Here is an 8483-nt window from a genome sequence, read left to right on the forward strand (position 1 = left end):
ACCGGTTTTGGCCCCCACGCACCGCCCGTGTCGCTAATCGCCGCGACCGCGACCGGGACTAAGGACGAAGACGGCAAACGCCCGCTGGGCCGGGTCTGCGCGAAACCGCTGATCGGCACCTACGCCACCATGCTCGGCCGGTGCCGTCGCTGCCCGGCCGAGCTCGACCCCCAGCTACTCGAGGCGCTGCGGGAGTGGCGGGCGGAGAAGGCCGAGGTCCTGCGGGTGCGCGACTTCGTCGTCTTCACCGACACCACGCTCACCGCTATCGCCGAGCAGCTGCCCGCCGACGACGCGGCACTGGCGTCGATCGCGGGTATCGGCGCGAAGAAGATCGAACAGTACGGCGCCGACGTGCTCGCCATCGTCGCGTCACGGATGCGGGCTACGACACAAAACCGCAGGTAGAAAATAGGTTGTTCGGTTCTCGATCATTGCCTATGGTGGAGAACACGCACCGAGGGTGACTTCGGCGCGAGTTTCCAATCAGCACACGAGTTCAGGAGGGAGGCAGTCAGATGAACAGCAACACCACGTTCGATGCGATGGGCAATCGCGTCCTGGTGAACGCATCCATGGTGTCGGCCTCCCGGGGGGTCCTCGCTCTGCAGGGGACCGGTCTGTCCGGCGTCGATACCACCGCTGTGCCGATGACTCTCGTTCATCAGCACACCCCGATTCGTCTCCAGGACAAGCCCAGCGTGGGTTGGCAGCCGACCGCCGTCGAGGCGCCGGCAGCACCGGCCGTCGAATTCGGGTACGCACCCGCGTTCGGCGGCGCAATCCGCCTCCGTGTCCACCCAGCGACCGTGCTCAGGTCTCGACAGAGATGTCGAACTAGGTAGGGAACTCCTCCCAGACCTCCTGGCCACGGATCGCGAGAAGCGAAATCCGTGGCCTTTTTCATTCGGCTCCTCAGCCGTTGGCACCGGGTTCGCACACCGAACGAACAACCGCTGCAAACGAGCTGAAGGAGAACGACGTGTTCACCGCCCAGGACTGGCCGCAGGCCACTACTGACGTGACATGCCGAACCGTGGCGTCCCTGCCCTGCCGGGCCGGAAACCCTGATCTGTGGTTCGCGGAGAGCCCGAACGACCTCGAGCAGGCCAAGCAACTGTGCGCGTCCTGCCCGATCCGCTGGGGCGGCCTCCCCCCCGACAGCGAGCGGGCCGAGGGGTGGGGGGTCGGGGGGGGTGTTATATTCGACCAGGGTGTCGTGATCGCCCGCAAGCGCCCGCGTGGCCGTCCGCGCAAGGTCGCGATCCCGGCATGAACCCCGGAATGGGGTTGTACCGCAAGCGAACCGCTCACCGAGTCCTGGTGAGCGGTTCGTTTTGCGTTGTGGGGTAGGTGCGTTCGACGGGGCCGGACTACGAAGCGCGTTCGGCGCGGAATCCGGGGACCCAGGTGCGTACCAGGTTCATGAAGCCGAGTTCGGCGTCGAGCTGGGCCAGGATGCCGACCGAGCCGCCGAGGACCCGGAAGATCATCAGGTACTCGGCCGGGAGTTGCAGTGCGCGTGCGGTTTTCATCTCGGGGCTGGTGAACTCCGAGGCCTTGCCCGCCACGCGCTGCATCCAGGCGCGGGTGAAGTGGAAGGTGTCGGTGCGGATCGGGTCGCTGAACGGGCGCAGGTACGCCTCGATCTCCTCGTGGGTGACGGTGCGGCCGGGGATCACCCAGCCGTGCTCGTAGAGCAGCTCGGTGAGCGCGGCGTGGTCCTCCGCGACGGCCAGGGCGAGCATCCGGCCCAGGATCTCGGGGAAGCCGTCCGGCATCGGCGCGCAGGCACCGAAATCGAGCACGGCCAGCTTGCCGTCGGTGAGCACGAGGAAATTGCCCGGGTGCGGGTCGCCGTGCAGCAGGCCGACCCGCTCCGGGGAGGAGAAGTGGAAGGTGCCCATCAGCTCGGCGATCCGATTGCGCTGCGCCCGTGTGCCTTCCGGGTCGGCCGCGCCCGCGGCGATGAGCGCCGAGACCGGGGTGCCGTCGAGCCATTCGGTGACGATCACCTTCGGGGCACCGGCCACCACCCGCGGCACCACGATCTGCGGATGCCCCTCGAACGCGGCGGCGAAACGGCGCTGGTTGGCGGCCTCGATGCGGTAGTCGAGTTCTTCCTCGGTGCGCTCGGTGATTTCGGCCAGCAGCGGCTTCACATCGGCGCCGGGGATCACCGACGAGAGCAGCCCGGTCATTCGCGACAGCGTCTTCAGATCGGCGCGCAGGGCCTCGTCGGCGCCGGGGTACTGCACCTTCACCGCGACCGGTCGCCCGTCCGACCACACGGCCCGGTGGACCTGGCCGATGCTGGCCGAGGCGGCCGGGGTGTCGTCGAAGGACTGGAAGCGGTCGCGCCATTTGGTGCCCAGCTGCTGGTCGAGCACCCGGTGCACGGTCTCGGCAGGCATCGGCGGGGCGGCGGCCTGCAGTTTGGTGAGCGCCTCGCGGTAGTGCTCGCCGAACTCCTCCGGGACGGCGGCCTCCATCACGCTGAGCGCCTGCCCGAACTTCATCGCGCCGCCCTTGAGCTCACCGAGCACGGCGAACAACTGCTCGGCGGCCTTCTGGTTCAGTGTCGCGTTGATCTGCTGCTTGTCGCCACCGACGAGCTTCTTGCCGAACCCGACGGCGGCTCGTCCGGCAATGCCGAGCGGTATCTTGGCCAACTTGGCATTGCGGCTGGAACTGCGGCGCACGATCTCGGACACGCTACCCATCATGGCCGAACTTGCCCGCGGTGTGCCATGGGAATGCTCACACCGGTCGGTGTGGGTGCTCATCGGCCCGTGCCCGATCCGGTGGCGGCGACGGTCCTGCACCCGCAGTCCGGGTGCGGCAGCCACGGCCGTCTCTGCACCTCATGGGTGTCCAGATCCAATTCGACGGTGGCGTCGAGGGTGCCGGGCCGTCGTCGCGGCGAGCACGCGACGATCGCCTCCAGCTCGCCCATGGCCAGCGCGGTCGTCGCCGCGATGCCGGCGGGGGAGGCGTGCCCGGTGCGGCCGAGCAGCTGCGCCGCCAGATGCGGCCAATCGGCGTCGAATCCGGTGCGGGTCAGGTCGGCGCAGCGCAGGCAGCTGGTCTCGCCGGGCAGCACGAGCGGGCCGACCACACCGACGCCGTCGCGCACCCGTACCTGCAGGTGCGGTATCCGGCGCAGCACCAGGTCCACCGACAGGCGTGGATCGACCATCAGGGCATCGGTGAGCACCACCAGATCGCTGCCTGCCCCGATCGCGGTGTCGGGCCGGTACTCCCGCGACCGGACGGGGCGAAAACCCATGCGCCGCAATCCGATCGCCACGGCATCGGAGAGCGGGCCGAGTCCGTGCACGGTGACGGCGCGGATCCGGCCCTGTTTGCGTTCGGGTTGCAGCAGCAGTCCGGCCCGCTCGATCGCGGCGAGCAGGGCGATGGTGCGGTCGGGTGCGATCCCGAATTCGCCTGCGCGCCAGATGATCTGTGGCCGCGATTGCAATCCGTCGAGCAGTCGCAGGAACGCGAGCACCGTGCCGGTGTCGAGTTCGGTGGTCTCGAGCAGCAGGGCGCGTTCGGGATCCCAGCCCAGTTGCACCGTGCCCGACGGGCGGACCAGCGTGGTCACCCTGGGGTGGAGCATCGGTCCGCGCAGTGGCGTCGTGGTCGTCATGTCCCGAGTATCGGCAACCGGCCACGGCACGAGGTGCGCCGAAAGCCTGGTTATCCACAGGCTTTCGGCGTGTCGCGGTCGTGATTTCCGGCCTGTGGACAACTCGTGTCCCGCCGGTCGGCGCGGGGTTTCCGGACGCGTTCGCGGCCTGGAACCGTGTCGCGCCACCACGACGCGCAGATTCTTCGCGGACCGTGGTTGCGAGTGCGGATCAGGGACGGTCGGTGCCGGAGTCCGGATCGGACTTGCCGCGCTCGGCCTCGTCGCGCTCGCGCGCCTCGGTCTCGGCGAGCTGGGCCAGCGGGTCGTCGAAAGCGCCGGTGCCGCCGCCGATCACCGAGTCGATGAAGCCGGCGGGCGAGTCCAGATCGCTGGAATCGGGCAGCAGATCGGGGTGCGCCCACACGCCGTCACGCCGCTCCATGCCCGCGTCGGTGGTCAGCCGGCGCCACAGCGCCGATGCCTCGCGGACCTTGCGCGGGCGCAGCTCCAGACCGACCAGGGTGGCGAAGGTCTGCTCGGCGGGTCCGCCGCTCGCGCGACGGCGGCGCAGCGTCTCCGACAACGCACCGGCGCCCGGCAACCGCTCACCGACGGCGTCGGTGACGACCACGTCGACCCAGCCCTCGATCAGCGCGAGCAGGGTCTCGAGGCGCTCGAGCGCCTGCTTCTGCTCGGGGGTGGTCTGCGGTTCGAACGTGCCCTGGGACAGCAGTTCCTCGAGCTTGGACGGGTCGCTCAGCGACATCGGGTCGATGTTCTGGGCGGCTTCCTCCAGCGAGGAGAAGTCCATCTTGATGCCGCGCGCGTAGCCCTCGACCGCGCCGAGCACCTGCTGACGCAGCCACGGCACGTGCCCGAACAGCCGCTGGTGGGCCGCCTCCCTGGCCGCGAGGAACACCATGATCTCGCTCTCGGGCTGCTCGAGCCCCTCGCTGAACGCCGAGATCGCGGTCGGCAGCAGCGCCGCGGTACCGGCCGGGCCGAGCGGCAGACCGATATCGGTGGAGGTCAGTACCTCCTTGGCCAGCTGGCCCAGTGCCTGACCGAGCTGGGAACCGAACGCCAGCCCGCCCATCTGGCCGAGCATGCCGACCATCGGCCCGGCGAACTGCTTGGCCTCCTCCGGCAGCTGCGCGGTCCACATGCCCGAGATCTGCTCGGCCACCGGATCGCACAGGCGCTTCCAGGTGGGCAGGGTCTCTTCGATCCAGTCGTTGGCCGTCCACGCGACCGTCTTCGACGCGCCCGCGGGCAGCGTGGTGGCGCCGTCGAGCCACAGCTCGGCCAGGTGCGCCGCGTCGGCCACCGCGGAGGACGTCTTCGCCGCGATCGGCGCGACGGTGGCGCCGAGCTGCTGGCGGGCCAGCCGCTTGGCCACGTCGTAGTTGACCGGTCCCGACTGCGCGCCGCCCGGTCCCGTCGCCTGGCCCATGCCGCTGAGCATCTGCCCGAGCTGGGTAAGCATCTGACCCAGCTGCGACGGGTCGAAGCCGCCCGCGCCCGCAGCCCCGAACCCGAACGGATCGTTTCCGCCGGGGCCGTTCGCCTCGTCGCGACGCTTGCCCGACTCGTCGTCGTCGCGGTTCGAGAAGCCGAAGGGGAGATCGCTCATACCTCTTACGTTACGCGGGACCCCGGGGCCCACGGTGTTCGCGCATCGCGAAACCGGGCGAGCAGCGCGCACGGCAAAAGCGTGCCACTACCGTCGGTCACGGCCGGTGATCACTACTGTGGTCGGAGTGAATCGTCGGATCCTCACCCTGATCGTGGCCCTGGTACCCGTGCTCGTGCTCGGAGTCGTCGGCAGCGTGGTCACCGTGCCGTTCGTCGCGCTCGGCCCCGGCCCGACCTTCGACACCCTCGGCAAGGTCGACGGAAAGCAGGTGGTCGACGTCACGGGCGCGCCGCTGGATCCGACGAGCGGGCAGCTCAATATGACGACGGTCTCGGTGCGCGACGGGCTCAACCTGTTCGAGGCGTTCGGGTTCTGGGCCAGCGGTGAGCACGGCCTCGTCCCGCGCGCCGAGGTGTATCCGCCGGGGGTCCCGCGCGAAGAGGTCGACAAGTCCAATCAGCAGGAATTCAAGGATTCCGAGAGCAATGCCGAGGTCGCGGCGCTGCACTTCCTGAAGATGCCGACGGTGGTGCTGGTGCGCGGACTCGGTGAGGAGGGCCCGGCCAAGGACGTGCTGCAGGTGGGCGACGAGCTGCTCAGCATCGACGGCATCCCGATCACCACGCCCAAGGACGTGATCGACATCGTCGGCACCAAGGGTCCCGGCACCACGATCACGGTCACCTACCGGCGCGGCGACGCCGAGCAGACCACGCCGATCACCCTCGGCGCCCGCCCCGACGACGCGTCGAAGGGCTACCTCGGCATCACGCCGGGTGAGGGCGGCCGCCCGCCGCTGCAGGTCGAGTTCAACCTCGCCGACATCGGCGGTCCTTCGGCCGGACTGATGTTCAGCCTGGCGCTGATCGACAAGCTTTCGCCCGGTGAGCTCAACGGCGGCCGGTTCGTCGCCGGTACCGGCACCATCGATCAGGAAGGCAAGGTCGGCCCGATCGGCGGCATCCAGTACAAGATGATCGCCGCGCGCGAGGCAGGCGCCGAGACGTTCCTCGTCCCCGCCGACAACTGCAACGAGGCCCGCCAGCGCGCGCCGGAGGGCCTGCGGCTGGTGAAGGTCGACACCCTCGACAGCGCGGTGACCTCGCTGGCCGACATCGACGCGGGCCGCGAGGCCGTCAGCTGCGGCTGATCACTCCAGCGTGTGGTGCAGCGCCTCGACCAGGCCGGGCGCCAGATTCGGGTAGGTGCGCAGGTCGAGATCGCCGAAGCCGTCGTCGTCCTCGGGCCGGATCTGCAGCAGACACAGTGAGGTGCCCTGACGCAGCACCCCGGCGATGAGCCGCGCGTCGCGCCTGCCCGGATGGGCGTGCGCGGCGGCGCGACCGGCCGCATCGGCGGCATCGTCGTCGGCGAGCAGCGGGACGAGCGCCTCGTCGAGATCGCTCTCGGCGTCCGGCGGCAGCACCACGATCTCCTGGACCAGCACGCAGCCCTCGACGGCGGGCGGCCAGGTGGTGGTGGCGAGGAATTCGTCGAGCGCCATCGACCCGCCGGTGATGTCGTCGGGGAAGGCTTCCTGCGCGATGGGGGTGAGCTCGCTGCCGTCGTCGAGCTGATCCTCGAGGTCGGGTTCGGCCGCGACGAGGTCGGCGGTCGGCACCAACGCGAACATCTGCGGCGGGTTTCCCCAGCCCTCGGCGTCGGCGAACTCGACGACCTCGCGCACACAACGGGCGAGGACGGCTTCGGCGTGCTGGTCATCGGTCACCCGCCCATCCAATCATTTTCGGCCCAGGCGCCTGCACGGTGTCCGATTTCCGTAGAGTGGGCGCCAACGGTCCGGTAACGGACCAACCGCAACATCGGACTGCGGTGTCTGCGCCGGTCACCGGCGCCGGGCACCGCCGGACCCTGGAGAGTGGCACCGTGGGCATGCGGCCCCCCACCGGCTTACCTTCGTTGTCCCGACGCAGCCGAGTGCTGCTGGTGACAGCAGTCGTCCTCGCGGCGCTGTTGCTGCTCGGGCCACGCCTCACCGACGCCTACACCAACTGGTTGTGGTTCGGCGAGGTCGGCTATCGCAGCGTCTATCTGGGCGTGCTGGTGACGCGGCTGGTCCTGTTCGCCGTGGTCGCGCTGTTCGTCGGCCTCGTCGTGTGGGGCGCGCTGCTGCTGGCCTACCGATCGCGGCCGGTGTTCGTGCCGGTCGCCGGACCCAACGACCCGATCGCGCGCTATCGGACCACCGTGATGAGCAAGCTGAAGCTGTTCGGCATCGGCATCCCGGTGCTGCTCGGCCTGCTGTCCGGGTTGGTGGCGCAGTCGAATTGGGCCACCGTGCAGATGTTCCTGCACGGCGGTGATTTCGGTCAGCAGGACCCGCAGTTCCACCTCGACGTCGGGTTCTACGCCTTCGATCTGCCGTTCTACCGGATGGTGCTGAACTGGCTGTTCGTCGCCGTGGTGATCGCGTTCTTCGCGAACCTGGTGACCCACTACGTGTTCGGTGGCCTGCGCCTGGCCGGGCGCGAGGGCACACTGACCAGGGCCGCGCGCGTGCAGCTTGCCGTGCTCGCCGGAATGTTCGTGCTGCTCAAGGCGATCGCGTACTGGTTCGACCGCTACGACCTGCTGTCGAGCACCCGCAAGGAGCCGACGTTCGGTGGTCCGTCGTTCACCGACATCAACGCGGTGCTGCCCGCCAAGCTGATCCTGCTCTCGATCGCGGTGATCTGCGCGATCGCGTTCTTCGCCGGCATCGTGCTGCGCGATCTGCGGGTGCCCGCGATGGCCGCCGCGCTGCTGGTGCTCTCGTCGATCCTGGTCGGCGCGGTGTGGCCGATGGTGGTCGAGCAGTTCTCGGTGCGCCCGAACGCGGCCGACAAGGAGAGCCCGTACATCGAACGCAACATCCTGGCCACGCGCCAGGCGTACGGCATCACCGACGACAAGATCGACTATCAGGAATACAAGGGCGAGAGCACCAAGAACCCGCTGGAGGTGCCCGCCGACGCGGTGACCATCGGCAACGCGCGCCTGCTCGACCCGAACATCCTCTCGCCCACGTTCACCCAGCTCAAGCAGCTGAAGAACTTCTACGGCTTCCCCGAGTCGCTCGACATCGACCGCTACACCCTCAACGGCGACATGCAGGACTACATCGTCGCCGCGCGTGAGCTGCATCCGGAAGCGCTGTCGGGCAACCAGAAGGACTGGATCAACCAGCACACCGTCTACACCCACGGCAAC

Annotated in this window: 8 protein-coding genes; 4 read left to right on the forward strand and 4 right to left on the reverse strand. The window is 69.0% G+C overall.

All coding sequences use genetic code 11. From position 1 onward, the window contains the following. A partial coding sequence (locus tag ACFWPJ_RS17550; protein ID WP_378852535.1) for an HRDC domain-containing protein occupies nt 1–408 on the forward strand: 408 nt, incomplete at its 5' end. Between the two features lie 574 nt (nt 409–982). Then, on the forward strand, nt 983–1276 hold the full coding sequence (locus tag ACFWPJ_RS17555) for a WhiB family transcriptional regulator (RefSeq protein ID WP_378852537.1): 294 nt from the start codon (nt 983–985) through the stop codon (nt 1274–1276). A gap of 97 nt (nt 1277–1373) precedes the next feature. Here ACFWPJ_RS17555 and ACFWPJ_RS17560 read toward each other — a convergent pair whose 3' ends face one another. The 3 genes from ACFWPJ_RS17560 to ACFWPJ_RS17570 form a co-directional block, all read right to left on the reverse strand. Next, nucleotides 1374–2723, reverse strand: coding sequence for an ABC1 kinase family protein (locus ACFWPJ_RS17560; protein WP_378852544.1), 1350 nt, complete (start codon nt 2721–2723; stop codon nt 1374–1376). 59 nt (nt 2724–2782) lie between these two features. After that, the gene (locus ACFWPJ_RS17565) at nt 2783–3655 is read right to left on the reverse strand and encodes a TOMM precursor leader peptide-binding protein (RefSeq protein WP_378852538.1); all 873 of its coding nucleotides are present in this window, start codon (nt 3653–3655) and stop codon (nt 2783–2785) included. Nucleotides 3656–3866: 211 nt separating this feature from the next. After that, complete coding sequence (locus ACFWPJ_RS17570) at nt 3867–5270, reverse strand: zinc-dependent metalloprotease (protein ID WP_378852540.1); 1404 nt, start codon at nt 5268–5270, stop codon at nt 3867–3869. A gap of 127 nt (nt 5271–5397) precedes the next feature. On the opposite strand from ACFWPJ_RS17570, the gene ACFWPJ_RS17575 reads away from it, so the two are divergent. Beyond that, nucleotides 5398–6423, forward strand: coding sequence for a PDZ domain-containing protein (locus ACFWPJ_RS17575; protein ID WP_378852542.1), 1026 nt, complete (start codon nt 5398–5400; stop codon nt 6421–6423). Here the strand turns inward: ACFWPJ_RS17575 and ACFWPJ_RS17580 are convergent, their stop codons facing one another. After that, nucleotides 6424–7002: a PPA1309 family protein gene (locus tag ACFWPJ_RS17580; protein WP_189026848.1), complete on the reverse strand. Its 579-nt coding sequence runs from the start codon at nt 7000–7002 to the stop codon at nt 6424–6426. 158 nt (nt 7003–7160) lie between these two features. Here ACFWPJ_RS17580 and ACFWPJ_RS17585 point away from each other — a divergent pair. Continuing rightward, nucleotides 7161–8483: UPF0182 family protein (locus tag ACFWPJ_RS17585; protein WP_378852546.1), on the forward strand; the 1323-nt coding region annotated here is incomplete at its 3' end.

The organism is Nocardia sp. NPDC058497, from assembly GCF_042720195.1.
In the GTDB taxonomy this organism is placed as follows: Bacteria; Actinomycetota; Actinomycetes; order Mycobacteriales; family Mycobacteriaceae; genus Nocardia.